The organism is Candidatus Palauibacter polyketidifaciens (assembly GCF_947581785.1).
Lineage (GTDB): Bacteria > Gemmatimonadota > Gemmatimonadetes > Palauibacterales > Palauibacteraceae > Palauibacter > Palauibacter polyketidifaciens.
Map to the genome: position 1 here is coordinate 60,211 of NZ_CANPVO010000018.1, position 15,540 is coordinate 75,750.

17 protein-coding genes are annotated in these 15,540 nt (G+C 70.2%); 11 read left to right on the forward strand and 6 right to left on the reverse strand.

Annotated elements, in window-relative coordinates; genetic code table 11:
* Nucleotides 1–97: 97 nt before the first annotated feature.
* The gene (locus tag RN729_RS05715; RefSeq protein WP_310782715.1) at nt 98–1,681 is read right to left on the reverse strand and encodes a Ppx/GppA phosphatase family protein; all 1,584 of its coding nucleotides are present in this window, start codon (nt 1,679–1,681) and stop codon (nt 98–100) included.
* Nucleotides 1,682–1,792: 111 nt separating this feature from the next.
* On the opposite strand from RN729_RS05715, the gene RN729_RS05720 reads away from it, so the two are divergent.
* Together RN729_RS05720 and RN729_RS05725 are read left to right on the forward strand one after the other, a co-directional pair.
* Nucleotides 1,793–3,103 carry an amidohydrolase family protein gene (locus tag RN729_RS05720; protein ID WP_310782716.1) on the forward strand — a complete coding sequence of 437 codons (1,311 nt, stop codon included), beginning with the start codon at nt 1,793–1,795 and terminating at the stop codon, nt 3,101–3,103.
* Complete coding sequence (locus RN729_RS05725) at nt 3,100–4,530, forward strand: glycosyltransferase (protein ID WP_310782717.1); 1,431 nt, start codon at nt 3,100–3,102, stop codon at nt 4,528–4,530. The genes RN729_RS05720 and RN729_RS05725 overlap by 4 nt, the downstream gene beginning before the upstream one ends.
* Here RN729_RS05725 and RN729_RS05730 read toward each other — a convergent pair.
* The 4 genes from RN729_RS05730 to RN729_RS05745 form a co-directional block, all read right to left on the reverse strand.
* A complete protein-coding gene (locus RN729_RS05730) occupies nt 4,432–5,802 on the reverse strand; it encodes a glycosyltransferase 87 family protein (RefSeq protein WP_310782718.1) in 1,371 nt (456 codons plus the stop codon). The two genes, RN729_RS05725 and RN729_RS05730, sit on opposite strands and share 99 nt — an antisense overlap.
* A complete protein-coding gene (locus RN729_RS05735) occupies nt 5,799–6,080 on the reverse strand; it encodes a hypothetical protein (protein ID WP_310782719.1) in 282 nt (93 codons plus the stop codon). Before RN729_RS05735 ends, RN729_RS05730 begins: the two co-directional genes overlap by 4 nt.
* A complete protein-coding gene (locus tag RN729_RS05740) occupies nt 6,081–6,455 on the reverse strand; it encodes a hypothetical protein (protein ID WP_310782720.1) in 375 nt (124 codons plus the stop codon). It lies immediately after the preceding gene.
* Nucleotides 6,456–6,642: 187 nt separating this feature from the next.
* The gene (locus tag RN729_RS05745) at nt 6,643–6,831 is read right to left on the reverse strand and encodes a hypothetical protein (RefSeq protein WP_310782721.1); all 189 of its coding nucleotides are present in this window, start codon (nt 6,829–6,831) and stop codon (nt 6,643–6,645) included.
* Nucleotides 6,832–7,392: 561 nt separating this feature from the next.
* On the opposite strand from RN729_RS05745, the gene RN729_RS05750 reads away from it, so the two are divergent.
* Both RN729_RS05750 and RN729_RS05755 read left to right on the forward strand, forming a co-directional pair.
* On the forward strand, nt 7,393–8,196 hold the full coding sequence (locus RN729_RS05750; protein WP_310782722.1) for an SDR family oxidoreductase: 804 nt from the start codon (nt 7,393–7,395) through the stop codon (nt 8,194–8,196).
* A gap of 53 nt (nt 8,197–8,249) precedes the next feature.
* Nucleotides 8,250–8,420: a hypothetical protein gene (locus RN729_RS05755; protein ID WP_310782723.1), complete on the forward strand. Its 171-nt coding sequence runs from the start codon at nt 8,250–8,252 to the stop codon at nt 8,418–8,420.
* A 43-nt stretch (nt 8,421–8,463) separates the two neighbouring features.
* Here the strand turns inward: RN729_RS05755 and RN729_RS05760 are convergent, their stop codons facing one another.
* Entirely contained in the window at nt 8,464–9,945 is a 1,482-nt protein-coding gene (locus RN729_RS05760) for an OmpA family protein (protein ID WP_310782724.1), read from the reverse strand.
* A 104-nt stretch (nt 9,946–10,049) separates the two neighbouring features.
* Between RN729_RS05760 and pruA the strand changes: the two genes are divergently transcribed.
* The 7 genes from pruA to RN729_RS05795 are packed head-to-tail and all read left to right on the forward strand — an operon-like array spanning nt 10,050 to nt 15,443.
* The gene (pruA, locus tag RN729_RS05765; RefSeq protein WP_310782725.1) at nt 10,050–11,696 is read left to right on the forward strand and encodes an L-glutamate gamma-semialdehyde dehydrogenase; all 1,647 of its coding nucleotides are present in this window, start codon (nt 10,050–10,052) and stop codon (nt 11,694–11,696) included.
* Nucleotides 11,693–12,676, forward strand: a complete 984-nt coding sequence (locus tag RN729_RS05770) for an META domain-containing protein (RefSeq protein WP_310782726.1) — start codon at nt 11,693–11,695, stop codon at nt 12,674–12,676. Before pruA ends, RN729_RS05770 begins: the two co-directional genes overlap by 4 nt.
* Nucleotides 12,677–12,734: 58 nt before the next feature.
* On the forward strand, nt 12,735–13,673 hold the full coding sequence (locus tag RN729_RS05775; RefSeq protein WP_310782727.1) for a Phenylacetic acid catabolic protein: 939 nt from the start codon (nt 12,735–12,737) through the stop codon (nt 13,671–13,673).
* Complete coding sequence (locus RN729_RS05780; protein ID WP_310782728.1) at nt 13,670–14,128, forward strand: metal-sulfur cluster assembly factor; 459 nt, start codon at nt 13,670–13,672, stop codon at nt 14,126–14,128. Before RN729_RS05775 ends, RN729_RS05780 begins: the two co-directional genes overlap by 4 nt.
* Nucleotides 14,125–14,376: a hypothetical protein gene (locus tag RN729_RS05785; RefSeq protein WP_310782729.1), complete on the forward strand. Its 252-nt coding sequence runs from the start codon at nt 14,125–14,127 to the stop codon at nt 14,374–14,376. The genes RN729_RS05780 and RN729_RS05785 overlap by 4 nt, the downstream gene beginning before the upstream one ends.
* A 13-nt stretch (nt 14,377–14,389) precedes the next feature.
* Entirely contained in the window at nt 14,390–15,214 is an 825-nt protein-coding gene (locus RN729_RS05790) for a Phenylacetic acid catabolic protein (RefSeq protein ID WP_310782730.1), read from the forward strand.
* A 4-nt stretch (nt 15,215–15,218) separates the two neighbouring features.
* Nucleotides 15,219–15,443 (forward strand): hypothetical protein, encoded by a 225-nt coding sequence (locus RN729_RS05795; RefSeq protein WP_310782731.1) that lies wholly within the window; start codon nt 15,219–15,221, stop codon nt 15,441–15,443.
* Nucleotides 15,444–15,540: the final 97 nt, after the last annotated feature.

Consider the following 15,540-nt stretch of genomic DNA (forward strand, 5'->3'; position numbering starts at 1 on the left):
TCCTGGTCGCCTCGCCAGCCATTTGCGGACGCAGGGCCCGTAATATAAGCCCGGCGCCGCCTTTCCCGCTCGTTCCGGACGTCTCGGCGTGGATGCCTCAGTCGGAGGAGAGGTCGAACGTGACGTACGGTTCGAGGCCGAAGATGCGGGCGAAGAGCTTCCCCTTCTTGCGCAGCGCCCACTGCTCGAGGAGCAGGCGTCCCCTGCGCTCGAGACGCAGTTCGAGCCGGTGTTCGTGCACCCGCGCCTCGACGCTGTGCACGCGCTGGAGGTGCTCGCGGTCGAGGGAGTCCGCGATGCGGAGGAGGGCGGCGAGCCTCTCCACCCGCCGGCGATCCGGAGAGGTCAGATCGCGGTAGAGGTAGTGGCCGCGGCGCGGTTCGGCGCGCCGGTGGTAGCGCGCGACGAGGGCGACGAGAGGGAGTTCGTTCGGCGCGATCCCCGGTATCTCGCTGTGATGGATCAGGTAGAGCGAGTGCTTGTGGTGTTTCGCGTAGGAGATGTGCTGCCCGATGTCGTGCAGCATCGCTCCGGCGAGCAGGATCCGCCGGTCGCGCGGTTCGAGGCCGTGGACGTCGGCGAGCTGATCGAACAGGGAGACGGCCAGCGACGCGACGTGTCTTCCGTGATCCTCGTCGAAGAGGTACCTGCGCCCGAGCGTGAGCGCCCCCTCGTGGACGATCCGCTCCAGCCGCCCGAAACCGGCCCCGCTCGTCAGCTCATCGACGAGGTCGAAGAGCACTCCCTCCTTCACCCCGACCCCGGGGACGAGAATCTGCTCGGCTCCCGCGAGTTCGGCGACGCGGTCGTACACGATCGCGGCGGGGAGAATCACATCGGCCCGATCCTCCCGCAGACCCAGCCGTCCGATGCGCTGGCTGTAGGAGAGGTGGGAGAACTCCTCGATCGCCATGGCGAGTTCCGCCCGCGCGATGCGGCGCGTCCCGCGGGGTGCGCGGTGGCCCGCGAGGCGGGCGAGTTCCTCGATATTGCCGCCGGTGGCGATGAGCTGGACCGGCGTCCAGTGCTTGCTCGCGTGCGGAATGCGGAGGGTGGCCGCGTACTCCGCGAGCAGATTCGCGAAGTGCGCGGGGGCGTCGTCCGCCCCCTTGAGTTCCTCGAGCAGCCGAACCGATCCCATCCGGTGCGACTCGCTCCACATGATCCCGGACCGGTCCGCCAGCGAGACTTCCACGCTCCCGCCGCCGAGATCCACGAGCATCCACTTCAAATCGCCGAAGTCGATCCGCTGCTTCGCGGACATCCACACGAACCGCGCCTCATCCGTGCCGGAGATGAGGTCGAGCCGGATCCCCGCCTCCTCCTCGACGCGGCGGACGAGATCCGCGCCGTTGCGGCTCTCCCGAACCGCGCTCGTGGCCACGGCGCGCACATGCTCGATGCCCAGGCGGTCGATCTCCTCCCGGAAGCGCCGGAACCCCTCGACGGTCCGGTCGATGGCGGAAGGCGACAGTTCGCCGGTGAGGAAGGCCGAATGTCCCAGCCGGACCGGAACCCGCTCCGACGCGAGTTCGATGTAACGGTTCGGGTCGCTGAACTCGGCCGCGATGAAGCGGAACGCGTTCGACCCCACATCGATGGCGGCGACGCGCAGCGGGAACGGGAGCGGTTCCCGACTGTCGGCGGTCTCGCGTGGCAGGGGTGGCGTCGTATGCCGCATCCTCCAACGTACCCGAATCGGTGGCGGCGCGCCCCATCCCGGTCCGCTTCTACCGCCGCCCCCCGGCCGGAGGCATCTTGGTACATCACGATCAAGATGCCGGAGGTTCGAATGTCTTCCATCACTTCAGCGCCGGCCGCGTTCCGACGCTTCCGACCCGCTCGCTGCGCGGGCGTCCTGCTCGTCGGTCTGGCCGTCCCGGCGCCGTCGGCGGGCCAGAGCGAGACGATCGCCTTTACCGGCGCCTCGGTGATCGATCCGGGGACCTCCGGCGTCCTCTTGAACGCGACGGTCGTCGTGCGGGACGGGGTCATCGTCTCGGTGGAGGAAGGGGGCGGGGCACCCGCCGCGGCGCGGGCGATCGACCTCGGCGGCCGCTTCCTCGTGCCGGGCCTGATCGACGCGCACGTCCACATCGGGACGCTCGAGGCGGCCCGCCGGGCGCTGCGCTCCGGAGTCACGACGGCGCGCAGCATGGGGGCGGGATTCTTCGCCGATGTCGGCCTGCGGGAACTCTTCCGGCGCGGGGGCCTGGAGGGGCCGGAGATCCTCGCCGCGGGCTACCATGTGCGGCCCCGCCCGGCGGAGGGACTCTTCCTCGATGAGCCGGGGCTCGGCGATCTCCTCGGACGCGATGTGCGCGGCCCCGAGGCCATGGGACGCGTGGCGCGCGCGATGCTCGATCGCGGCGTGGATTTCGTCAAGGTCAACGCGACCGAACGCGCGGGCCTGCCGGAAACCGACCCCCGCAAGCCGTTCTTCACGGAGGCCGAGCTGTCGGCGCTCGTGGCCGAAGCGGAGGGGGGCGGCGTCCCGGTGGCCGCGCACGCGCACGGAGACCGCGGCGGCCGGGCCGCAGTCGCGGCGGGCGTGCGGAGCATCGAGCACGGGACGTACCTGCGCGACGAAACGCTCCGCCTCATGCGGGAGCGGGGCACCTACCTGGTGCCGACGATCGCCGTCGTATCGGATCTCACCGTCCCCGGCGGCGACTACGACGACCCGGTGCTCCAGGTCCGCGGACGACACATGCTGCCGCGGGTCCGGGAGACGGCGGCGGCCGCCCACGCGCTCGGCGTGCCGGTCGTCGCGGCCACCGACACGGGTTACGGGTCCGAGAGCGTCCTTCGGATGAGCCACGAACTCATCGAATTCGTCGGAATCGGAATGAGCGAGATCGAGGCGATCCGGGCCGCGACCACGGTCGCCGCGGAGTTGCTCGGAATCGGAGACCGGACGGGGCGGGTGGCCCCGGGTTTCGAGGCGGACCTCCTCGTCCTCGACCGGAACCCGCTCGACGACATCGGCCAGTACCAGGACGTCCTGTTCGTCATGAGCGACGGGACCATCGCCCTCGACCGGCTCGACTTCCGCGCCGATGCGGTCGGGGGCCGGCGCGTGCCGGACGCGGATTGGCAATGAGCGAGTTCGGACAACTGGGGTACCTGGCGCTCCTCGCCTTCCTCGCCCCCTTCGGGGCGCACCGGCTGCGTCTGCTGTGGCTGCGGGTGCGCCGGCCCGCCAGGGCGGAGGCACCCGCTTGGCCCGGCCGGCTCCCGGTCGTCACGGTACAGCTGCCGGTCTTCAACGAAGCGAACGTCGTCGAACGGCTCATCGACGCGGCCTGCCGCCTGCGCTATCCCGCAGACCGCCTCGAAATCCAGCTGCTCGACGACTCGGACGACGAGACGGTGGCGATCGCGGCGCGGCGGGTGCGCGAGTGGCGGGCGCGCGGGATCGACATCCGCCACGTGCGGCGGGGATCCCGCGAGGGGTTCAAGGCCGGCGCGCTCGCTCACGGCGTATCCCTCGCCCGCGGCGACTTCCTGCTCGTCCTGGACGCGGACTTCGTTCCGCCCCCGGAGCTGATTCGGAATCTGCTCCCTCCCTTCGCGGACCCCGGCGTGGGGGCCGTGCAGGCAGCCTGGGACCACCTGTCGCCCGACGCGAGCTGGCTGACGCGAGCTCAGGCGCTCTTCCTCGACGCGCACTTCGCGATCGAGCACGAAGCGCGATACCGGGCCGGCCTCTACTTCAACTTCAACGGTTCCGGCGGAATGTGGCGCAAGGCGTGCGTACAGGCGGCCGGAGGCTGGCAGAGCGACACCCTGACCGAGGACGTCGACCTCAGCTACCGCGCCCAGCTCGCGGGCTGGCGGTTCGTGTACCGGGACGACGTCCGGGTTCCCGCCGAGCTGCCCGCGAGTCTGCGCGCGGTGGAGATCCAGCAGAGCCGGTGGACGCAGGGCGGAATCCAGAGCGCGAAGAAGCTCCTGCCGCGGATCTGGCGCGCTCCCGTTCCGGCGGCGATCAAGTTCGAGGCGACCGCCCATCTCGCGGGACACGTCGTCCATCCGCTGACGCTCACGATGGCGGCGGCGCTTGCGGGGGCCGGGTGGGCGACGGCGACCGGCTTCGGTCTCCCCACCGCCGTTCACGTCGCCGCCGTGCTCCTCGCCACGGTCCCGTTCGTGCTCTTCTACGGCTCCGCCGGGTGGATCCGCGCGCGGGGACGGCTCGGACGCCGCATCGTCGAAGCCCTGCTCCTCGGGCTGGGGCTCGGCGTGCCCCTCACCTTCGCCGTGGCACGGGCCTGCCTGGGGACCCGGACCCCCTTCGCCCGCACGCCGAAACGCGGCTTCCACCCCGTCGTGGCGTATCGCGCCCGGCTCTCGGGCGCGCCGGCGCTTCTGCGCCTCGTGCTCGCCGCCGCGCTCGCCGGCGCCGTCGTGAACACGGCGCTCGCCGGATCACCCGCCGTCCTCCCCTTCACCGCGCTCTTCGCCGCGGGTTACGCGCTCACGACGCACGAGTCCCTGCGGAGACCTTCCCTGACGCCGGCCGCGTAAGCCGTCCCGGCCGCCCAGGCCGTCCCAGGCCAGGAGGGCCAGCGGCGGCCCGTGGATCAGCCAGACCAGCCACGCGGGTTCCGGCCACGCCCCCGTGGCGATGTAGGCGTCCCTCCCGGCATAGGCGAGGAACACGGTCCCGCTGAACAGGAGCCACCCGCGATTCACCGAGAGACAGGCGAAGGGGAGCACCCAGAGCAGGTACCAGGGGTGGAGGGTCGGAGAGAGGAGGAGGGCGGCTCCGATCGTCCACAGGAGGGCGCGCTCCAGCGGCCAGCGGCGGAGCGCGGCGCGCCACGCGATGGCGCCGACGATCGACGCGCCGATCCATTTCGCGAGATCCGGATGCCCCGGCAGCCGCTCGAGCACCGTGTAGAGGCCGCCGTTGAACGTCCAGATGTCCGCGTAGGTCCGCAGGCCGTCGAAGAGGGCCGGCCCCGCGCCGATGTAGGGCAGATAGAGCAGAAGGGGCACGAGGAAACCGGCGGCGAGCGCCCCGGCGCCGCGCAGCCGGAAGAGCGCCGGGAGCGCGGCGAGGGGGGCGAACTTCACCGCCCCGCCGAGCCCCAGGAGGGCTCCGGACCGCCACGCCGGGACCGCCGCGTTGCCGGCCAGCACGACGGCGCCCAGCATGGGCGCGACGCCGAGCGGATCCAGGTGCCCGCTCCACGCCACTTCGACGATGACGAGCGGCGACCAGAGCCAGAGCACGAGCGGGACCACGCTCCGGCCCGACGAAAGCCGGTCGATGAGCCGCGCCACGAGCAGATCGGCCGCGAGCCACCCCAGCTTGAAGATCCACCACGCGGGGCCGGCCGCGGCCAGGAGCGCGAACACGATCTGAGCCCCCGGCGGATAGATCGTGGGGACGTCCGCGTGATTGATGAGCGGCCACCATGCGGTTCGCAGCTCTTCGAGCGCGGATGCCGAGGGGGGATGCGCGTAGGGATTCACTCCGTTGGACTGAACCCAGCCGTCCCAGATGTAGCGGTAGATGTCCTCGGAAAGGGTCGGTGCCGCGGGGAAGACCCCCGCCCGAAGGGCGATCCCGGCGGTCCATGCGTGCCGGCGGATCGATGCCGCCCGGTGCGGTGCGGCAGCATAACCCACCGCTCCGAGATGGGCCGCGAACGCCACGACCCACAGCGGAATCGCCGGCCACGGCGTGCCGGACCCACCCCAGGCCATCGCCCAGAGCGCCGCCGCCTGGACGGCCACGAGGAGCCAGAGCCGGCCTGCGCCGGCGTCAGCGGGCGAACCCGCCGGGGTCACCGCCGAGCCGAACCGAACAGCTGTTGCAACATGGGCTCAGGAAGTTCGACGGCCCGCTCGATGACGAGCTCCACCGTTTCTTCCATGATCACCGGAGCCGTATCGTACTTCTCGTCGTCGAGCCTGAAGGAGAGCCAGCCGCGCACGAGGTCGTCGGCGACCGGTTCGGCGATGACCACGATCTGCCACCGGCGTTCTCCGTCGTCGAGACTGCCGATGGCCGTCTCCTGGCCTGCTTCATCCCACATCCGCAATTGGGGGCGTCCTTCTTCCGCCATTCAATCGGTCTCCGGGGCCTCCCCCTCCTCGGAACGCTGCCGCCACAGGCCCATCAGGTATTCGTCGTACTCTTCAGGGGCGGCTTCGTAATCGCGGCACCAGGTCTCGAAGTCGGGAAGCGGCACGCTCTCCCGCAGCCGCTTGGTCGCGAGCCGGACCATCGTCTGGAACCCCAGGCGCTCCTGGTCGAAGGCCTGCGCCCGGGCTTCCTCCTCCACGATCTCGTAGATGCGCTCTTCGGACAGGGAGAGGAATACTTCGGTGAGTTGAGCGGAGCAGTAGTCGGCGTATTTGGCTCGCAGTACGCCTTCGTCGGACTCCGATCCTTTCTCGGCATCCCGACGGGGCGCTGGACGCTCCGTATCGGAAGACACGGCTATACTCGGCTCGCATTCGCTGGCCAACCCCTCACCTCCCCGCTCACCAACTCCCTGCGCGATTTAGCCCCGGGGGGGACGGGCGTCAACGGCTGGCAGCCCGCGGGACGGGCCGACAAGACTTTGGCGGGGACCGCACTCCGCGACCGGGCCCGCGCTCGCGCGCGCTCGCCGGCCGCCTCTCTCAGCGGTGTCTCGGAGCGGGGGTTCTGAGTTCTTCGAAGATGATGCGGCGGGCCAGAACGTACTGTATGGCTCGCTCGAGGAACTCCGGATCTCGCTGGCGCACGGCCTCCACATCCGCAGCAAGCTCCTTCGGAAGATCCACGGCGACGTTGACGAGGCGACAGTCGGATGATGCCATCATGGTCAAGGACACACTCGCAAGAAATTCGAGGGTTTCGCGCTTTGTATCGGAACGGACCCCGGAGGTCCGTGGCTATCGGGGACCGTGCTTTTCCCGTCGCGCCATGAGGATAGGATCGACGCTCCCGCTCCTGCAAGCGGACGACCCATCCGCTCCCGGATCGGAGGGTTGTGTAATGAGCTCGTAACAGGCTGTTTTATCGTGTGTTACGTGACTGTTGAATGATCGTCCAAAACTCACGATCATGTGTGGATTGTGCCGCTGCTCCACTTCGTCGCCGCGCGGCTCCCGTGCCGTGTTTTTGCCCGTTACATGCGGAGATGAACGGGCTAGGACGGCGGTTCGGATCAACCGGCGTGCGCATGTTTTTTTTCAAAAAATATGGATTGCCGCCGATGCGCGGCGCGCCTGCCGGATGCTTCGCCGTTGGGGGTTTCGCGGGCGGTGCCGGCAGGGGCTCGACCGTGCGACCGGGGGGGCGGGCGGCTATGCTGTGCGCTCCAACTTCCGCGGGGTGACGGAGGCGGAAGGGATGGCCTTGAGACGCACGGAAACGGAGGGACGCGAGTGACGGATTCCGCGCCTGGCGCGTTGATTCTCGGCGCCTCGAGCGGCTTTGGCGAAGCGGCTGCGCTGGAGTTCGCCGAAGCGGGTTACGACATCTACGGCGTGCACCTGGACCGGCGCGCGGGACTCGCGCACGTGGGGGGGATCCGGGAGTCGATCGAAGCGCGCGGGCGGCGCGCGAGCTTCTTCAACGTGAACGCGGCCTCCGCGAAGAAGCGCGACAGGGTCCTGGACGAAATCGCCGAGAACGCGGCGCCGGGCTCCGTTCGCGTGCTGCTGCACTCCCTGGCCTTCGGAACGCTGCGCCCCTTCGTGCCCGGCGGCGCTCCCGGGATGAGTCCCGAGCAGATGAACATGACGCTCGACGTCATGGCCCATACGCTCGTCTACTGGACCCAGGGGCTGCTGGAGCGCGACCTGATGGGCGAGGGCGGCCGGATCTTCGCCATGACCTCCTCCGGCGGCGACCGCGTGATCCCCTCCTACGGGGCCGTCTCCGCGGCCAAGGCCGCGCTCGAATCGCACTGCCGCCAACTCGCGCTCGAACTCGCGACGAAGGGCATCACCGTCAACGCGATCCGGGCCGGCGTGACGGATACGCCCGCGCTCCGGAAGATCCCCGGCGCGGAGCACATGATCGCCGAAGCCGCGGCCCAGAACCCGCACGGCCGACTCGGAACCCCGGAGGACGTGGCGCGCTGCATGGTCGCGCTCGCCCGGCCGGAAACCGGGTGGATGACGGGGAACACGATCCGCGTGGACGGGGGCGAGGACTTCGTCGGCTCCCGGCCGCCCGGGGACTGAGGCGGGTGGACCCCCGGCGACTGGCCGGACCGGCGGCGGAGGTAGCCCGGGAGATGATCTCCGACGAGGTGGACTACTGGCGGCGCGAGGTCACCCGACCCTGGCGGACGGGACGGCCCGGGCGCTGGGCGGAGGTCGGCCGCTGGATCGGGACCGGCCTCGCGGTGGGCGCCGCGGTGTGGGGCGTGATCGCCGCGGTGCAGGCGGAGCGCCTCCGGGACTAGCAGCCCGTGGCGGCGGTCATGACGCCCCGCGCGGCGGCTCGCGTCAATTTCCGGGCAGGTTGATGACGATCTCGATCCGGCGGTTCCGCGCGCGCCCTTCCTCCGTCTCGTTGCTCGCGATCGGGCGTTCCTCGCCGAGGCCGGTCGCCTCGACCCGCGAGGATGGAATGGGCACCCGCGCGAGAATGTGCTCGCGCACGGCGATGGCCCGCCGCTGACTCAGCGCCTGGTTCCCGCGCGTCCCGCCCTGCGCGTCGGTGTGCCCCTCGATTCTCAGGCTCGCCCCGGGAAAGGTCGTGATGACGCGCTGAACCTTCGTGAGCAGGGGATACAGCGCCTCGTCGATCTCGGCCCGGGCGGGCTCGAAGGTGAGGCCGAAAAGCCGGAGGACGAGCCGGTCTCCGACGAGCAGGACTTCCCCTTCCGAAGGCGTGAAGAGGCCCTGGACCTCGCGCAGCCGCGCTTCCCGCTCGCGTACCGCGAGCAGTTCGTCCCGGGCACCCGTGAAGCGCTGCTCGAACTCGGCCAGGCGGTCCTCCAGCGAGGCCAGCCGGCCGTCGAGTTCCGAAGCCCGCGCCCGTTCGTCGGCCAACTCGGCGCCCAGCCGCTCGTTGTCCGCCCGGAGGCGGGAGACGGCCCCCGCGATGCGCGCGGTCGTCTCGCCGGCGTTGCTCCGCAGGGGTGCCACGTCCGCGGCTTCGGCAAGGCGGGACAGGTCCGCCTCATGCTCGTCGATGAGTCGTTCGACCGTCACATGGCGCCGGCGCACGCTGTCGAACAGGGCGGCAATGCGGTGCGCGCGGGTGAAGGCGGCGAACGCGGCTTCTCCGGCCCGCGCCGGCCCCTCCACCGGAGCGAGGCTCTCGATCTCCGCTTCCGCGCTCGCCAGGTGCGCCTCGCCCACCCCGAACGCGTTCGGGGACAACTCGCTCGCGCCCGCGTTCAGGGCGGCGGTTCGCGCCTGCATCGCCGCTCCCAGAAACTGGTCGCGCCGCGCCGCACGGGTCGCCCGCCGGTAGAGGGTCGTCGCGCGGCTCGCCCGCACGGCGACGTCCTCCATGTCTTCGCGTTCGAGGCGGCGGCCGGCCGTTTCCAGTTCGTCCTCGGCCCTCGCCCACCCCTGGGCCGCCCGCGTCTCGGCCTCGGAGGCGCGGGCTTCGTCCCGGGCGGCGAGCACCGTCATGAAGTGCGGCCGGCCCGCGACCGCGCTCCGCTCCGCCGCTTCGAGCCAGCGTCCGGCCTCGTCCAGCAACTCTTCGAACCGGCCGTCCTCCCGGCCACCTCTCAGGCGGCGCGACGCGTCCTCCAACCGGTCCGCGGCCTCCTCGAACGAAGAGGGCGCGAGGAGGTGGACCGCGCTCTCGCGCGCCTGGCCGAGCCGGGCTTCGAGGGCCTGCAGCGAAGCGGCGCCTTCCTGGCCGGCGGCGGGACCGGGACAGAGGAGGCAGGAGGCGACCGCGACGGCCGCGACGAGTCCTCCGAGCCGGACAAACGTCATGTCTTCCGTCATGTCTTCGGTAATCATCCATTCCACGATACGCAGGGCAGCGGGCACCTTTCAATCTCACTCCCGGGCCGCCAGATTGCGCCTCCCTTCGTGAATGAAATTCAGCCATGGGGAATCCCTTCATGAAACCACTCGTTGACGAGGTTCAGCAGGGCCCGATTCCGGCTCCCGCCAACGAACCTGTTTACGACTACGCCCCGGGCAGTCCGGAACGCGCCGCCCTCAAGGAAGAGCTGCTCCGCCAGCGGGGCGAGGTCGTCGACATCCCGCTGATCATCGGCGGACGCGAGGTGCGGACGTCGCGCACTTTCGACGTGACGATGCCGCACGACCACGGCCACGTGCTGGCCCGCTGCCACATCGCCGGGGCCGCCGAGGCGCAGGCCGCCATCGACGCCTCGCGCGCCGCCTGGACGGAGTGGTCGCACCGGGCCTGGGAAGACCGGGCCGCGATTCTCCTCCGCGCCGCGGAACTGCTCGCCGGTCCCTGGAGGATGAAGCTCAACGCGGCGACGATGCTCGGACAGAGCAAGACGGCGATCCAGGCCGAGATCGACTCCGCCTGCGAGATCGTCGATTTCTGGCGCTTCAACTCCTTCTTCGCGGGGCGCGTGCACGCGGAGCAGCCCATCTCCGGGCCGGGCGTGCGGAACCGCATGGACCACCGCCCGCTCGAAGGGTTCGTCTACGCCATCAGCCCGTTCAACTTCACGGCCATCGGCGCCAACCTGACGACATCTCCCGCGCTCATGGGGAACGTCGCGGTCTGGAAGCCCTCGACCACCGGCGTGCTCGGGTCCTACTACGTGATGAAGCTCCTCGAAGCCGCGGGGCTCCCGCCGGGCGTGATCAACTTCATCCCGGGCGTCGCCTCGGAGATCAGCGACATCCTCCTGTCGAGCCCGGAACTCGGCGGCATCCACTTCACCGGTTCGACCGGCACCTTCCAGCACCTCTGGAAGTCCGTCGCGCAGAACGTGGAGAACTATCGCGCCTATCCGAGACTCGTCGGCGAGACGGGAGGGAAGGACTTCATCCTCGCGCACGAGAGCGCGGACCCGCAGGCGCTCGCGGTCGCGATCGTGCAGGGCGCCTTCGAGTACCAGGGACAGAAGTGCTCCGCGACCTCCCGCGTGTACGTGCCCGATACGATGTGGGAGGACGTGCGGGACCGGGTCGTCGCGATGACCGGGGAACTCCGCATGGGCGACCCGGCGGACTTCCGGAACTTCCTCGGCGCCGTGATCGACCGGACGGCGTTCGACCGCATCAAGTCGTACATCGACTACGCCCGTGAATCCGGCGATGCGCGCATCCTCGCCGGCGGCGGCTGCGATGACAGCCGGGGCTACTTCATCGAACCCACCGTCGTCGAAGCGGACGATCCCGGGCACAAGCTGATGTGCGAGGAGATCTTCGGGCCGGTCGTGACCCTGCACTCGTACCAGGCCTCGGACTGGGAACCCACGCTGGCCCTGGTCGACAAGACGTCCCCGTACGCGCTCACCGGCGCGGTGTTCGCGCGCGATGAGGCCGCCGTCCAGAGCGCGGGCGCGGCGCTCCGGAACGCCGCGGGGAACTATTACATCAACGACAAGCCGTCCGGCGCCGTCGTCGGCCAGCAGCCCTTCGGCGGCGGTCGCGCGAGCGGCACGAACGACAAGGCCGGATCCGTGCTGAACCTCGTGCGCTGGGTCTCCCCCCGGACGATCAAGGAGACCTTCGACCCCCCCGTCGACTACCGGTATCCCTTCATGGAGGCGGAGTGAGGAGGGGTGTTTGGCTGCTGGTGGCCGCGGGCGCGGCGGCCGGGTGCGGCGACGAGCCCGAGGTCGACAGTCGGCAAGCGTTGGAAAACGCGACGTTCCTCACGCTGGACGGCGGCGAGATCACGCTCACGGCGGGAGCGACGACCGGTCCGGACAATGTGCGGTACGAACTCCTCCTCACGGCCGACGGCGACCTCGACTTCGATTCGGGCATCGACGCGGTCGCCGTACTCGCGGCGGATCACGGGCGGGAACGGTTCCTGACCCTGCATGCCGTGCTGAGGGACGGCGATGAGATGCGGGACGTGTCCGCGCGCCTCATTGGAGACCGGATCGAAGTCCACCGGGCGGAGGTTCTCGGCGGCATGATCCGGCTGAACGTCCGGGTTCGCCGGCCCGGCGATCCAGTCACGGTTCGCCCATCGGTCGACCGGACTCCGCACTTCGCGCTCACGAACCGGGGGCTGACCCCCGTCGCGCTCATCGACGTCGCCGTTGGGGAGGAGGCGCAGACGGGTGGCGCCGAAGCCGGGAACGGGACGCCCGCGGCCGCGCCCGCGCTGCACACCCACGAATGGGAGCTTGAGTCGTTCGACAGCGGGGACTGGAGCGCGAACCTCCGGGCGCTGCGTGAACCCGTGACGCTCAGATTCCGGGCGGAGCCGCGGGACGCCGCGGACGTCACCGGTGATTTGGCGGGATACGCCGGCTGCAACCGGATCTTCGGGAGTTTCCGCATGCACGAGGCGGAGGCTCTGCGATTCTACGGCGTTACGGTCATGCGCAGGCTCTGCCGGGAACGGCAGGCGGAGTTCGAGCAGCGCCTTCTCGAGGCGCTTCGTGCCGTGAGGGCGTTCCAGGTCGAGGACGACCGAATGACGCTCGCGTTCCACGGGGGCGCGATTCGTTTCCGGGCCGGACGGCCGCTGGCGTCGCGCGCGGGCGCGGCTCCGGCCCCGCCCGACGCGGGTTCAATGTAGATTCACGGTTCGCCCCTCCGGGAGGAGACCCGGTTCGGGCGGGGAGAGGCGCGACGGTATGGGACGTTTTACGGACGAGGAACTGCAGCGGAAAGTGCAGGAGGGGTTCATCGTCGAGTCCGAAGAGGACATGACGGAGACCTACAAGCGGGCGCTCATCACGCAGCTCACCGTCCAGGGCGACACGGAACTCATCAGCGCGCCGGCCTACTTCATGGCCGCCCGGGACGCTCCGTCCACGAACACGATGGTCTCGGCCACGGCAATCATTCAGGACGAACTGGGGCACGCGAACATCGCCTACCGCCTGCTCGAGGACCTCGGCGTCGACCGTCACTGGCTCCTCTACGAACGGGAACCCGCCCACTTCAAGCACCCCTACGGGTTCGACCAGCCGCTGATGAACTGGGCCGAACTCGTTTCGGCGAACGCGCTCTACGACCGGGCCGGGATCACGCTGCTGGGCGACGTGCACCGCAACACGAGCTACGGGCCGCTCAAGCGCGGCCTCGTCAAGGTGAGCCTCGAGGAGAACTTCCACCTGCGGCACGGCGAGGTCTGGATCCGCCGCTTCGCCGAGGCGGGGGGCGCCGCGAAGGAAGCGGTGCAGCGGACGCTCGACTGGATGTTCCCGATGGGCGTGGAGTGGTTCGGCATGCCCGACGACCGGAAGCACCACAACGCGCAGCTCGACTTCCGCCTCAAGGGGATGACGAACGACCAGCTCCGCCGGACCTGGCTCAAGGCCGTCGTGCCGCTGTGCGAGGAGCTGGGGTACGACCTTCCGGCGCAGTACGACCCCGGTACGGACGAGGTGGAGCTGACCTACGAGCTTCCCTGCCAGTACGACCCGGAGGCGCGACGCTGGCTCTTCAACGAGACGATCACCTGGAAGCAGGTGTTCCAGCGGTGGAAGGCACGCGGCCCGATGAACGAGCAGTACGTCGATTCGCTGCGGAGGAGCCGATTCGCGGTCGAACGGCTGCTCGCGGCATGAACGCCGACGGCCCGGCAGGCGGCGTGGCCCCGCGGCCCCTCCCGCGCTACGAGGAGGGCATGGATTTCGGCGCCGTCCTCCGGGAGACCCGGGGCGGACGGGAGCTGCCGCCCCCCCCCGCGTTCGCCGAACCCGCGGCGGATCTCGCGGAACGGGCGCACCGGGCGCTCTATGAAGTGGCGGACCCGGAGTTTCCGATTTCGATCGTCGACCTCGGACTCGTCCGCGGGGTCGAGGGGGACGAGGAAGCCGCGTCGGTCACCGTCCACCTCACCTTCACCGCCACGGCCTGCCCCTGCATGGATTTCATCCAATGGGACGTGCGGGAGCGCCTCCTGGAGCTGGACGGAATCCGGAAGGTCGAGATCGTGACGGAGTGGGATCCTCCGTGGACGACGGCGGCGATCTCCGCGCGCGGGCGGAAACTCCTGCGCTCCGTCGGAGTCGTCACGTGAGCGGCAACGGACGGGTGTACGAGGTGTTCGCGCGCAAGAAGAGGGCGGACCGCTTCGAGCATGTGGGCGCGGTGTCCGCCCCCAACGAACAACTCGCGCGCGTCTACGCGTGGCAGACGTACGACGAGGCGAAGTGGTTCGAGATGACGGTCGCGCCGCGCGATGCGTTCGCGGCGGTGAACCGGCAGCAGGATCCCTTCACGCTCGGCGGCCCGGCCGGTCGCGCGCCATCGGCGGACTCGCGGTGACGGCGGACTCGCGGTGACGGAGGGCGGCTTCCGTTCGGCGGAGGACCTTCCGGAGGGCGTGTCGGGGCACCTCGGCAACCTCATCCTCGCCCTCGCCGACAACAAGCGGCTGCTCGGCATCCGCTACTCGGACTGGCTTCTCGGCGCGCCCTCCGTCGAGGCCGGCATCGCCTGCTCCGCGATGGCGCAGGACGAGTGGGGCCACGCCCGCATCCTCTACGCGCTGCTGCGCGACTTCGGCCACGATCCGGCCGCGCTCGAACACGAACGCGCATCCGGCGAGTATCACAGTTCGGAACTGCTGGACCGGGACGTCGGATCGTGGGAGGAGTTCCTCGCCCTCAACTTCCTGTGGGACACCGCGCTCTCGGTCCAGTTCGAGATGCTCGCGGAGAGCCGCTACGAGCCGATCCACTACAAAGTGCGCAAGCTGCTCGAGGAAGAGCGGTTCCACTTCGATCACGGACAGGGGTGGACCTCGCGGCTGCTGAGCGCCGAGGGCGGGCGCGCGGCGCTGACCGGAGCGTTCGGCGCGGCCTGGAACGCGTGTCTCTGCTGGTTCGGCCCCGAGGACGACCCGCTCATCGCGACGCTCGCCGCGCATGGAATCGTACGGCGGGGTGCCGCCGGGGCGCGGGCGCGCTGGCTCGAACGGGTGGGCCCGCTCGCCGCGGAGACGGGTTTGGCCCGCGAGGCCGACGCGATCTGGGCCAGTACGCGCGAGCCGGTCTGGGAGGGCTACCTCGCAGGGCGTCGGCGCGCGGCGGAGGGGGGACCCGATGAAGACTCCCTCGCCCGGGTCCGGGGCGACCGCAACCGAGAACTCCTGATGGACTGACCCCGTGGCCGACGGCGCGAAGCGCGACAACACGAAGGGCGAGACCCCGCCACGGAAACCGCCGCTCGACGATCCCATCGAGTCGTCCGCCATGCCGTCCTCCGTCCCCTGCCCCTTCTGCGACTCGGACGATACCGACCCGTTCGCCACGTTCGGAGGACAGGCCTCGACGGCCCAGTACTACTGCAACGCCTGCCGGACGGTGTTCGAGGCGCTGAGGTGGCGCTGAACGGGTATCCCGCGGTCCCGGACGGCGGCCTCCTCGCCCGCCTCACGAGGCCGGCGTGATCGTCCGGCGTATCCGCGCACACCGAGCGGTCTGCCAA